The 219-nt window shown below is 56.6% G+C and carries 1 tRNA gene; it reads right to left on the bottom strand.

Annotated elements, in window-relative coordinates:
* Nucleotides 1–31 precede the first annotated feature (31 nt).
* Nucleotides 32–106 (bottom strand) — tRNA-Glu (locus tag WFO64_RS22485).
* Nucleotides 107–219 lie beyond the last annotated feature (113 nt).

Genomic DNA, 219 nt, shown 5'->3' with positions numbered 1-219 from the left:
GGGCGACACCTTTCACCTGTCACCAAGCAGGTGGCGTCCCCTAGGGGATTCGAACCCCTGTTGCCGCCGTGAAAGGGCGGAGTCCTAACCGCTAGACGAAGGGGACACAAAGTGTCACGACTTCGCAGCCGTCCTGCTCATTACTTTTTATCAGACAATCTGTGTGGACACTGCGCCGGAAGGTATCTTCAGGTAAGGAGGTGATCCAACCGCAGGTTC

The sequence above is a fragment of the Pantoea sp. AS142 genome (assembly GCF_037152305.1).
Taxonomy (GTDB): Bacteria; Pseudomonadota; Gammaproteobacteria; order Enterobacterales; family Enterobacteriaceae; genus Pantoea.
The sequence above is the reverse complement of the archived record's forward strand: the minus strand, read 5'-3'. Positions and strand labels throughout refer to the sequence as shown.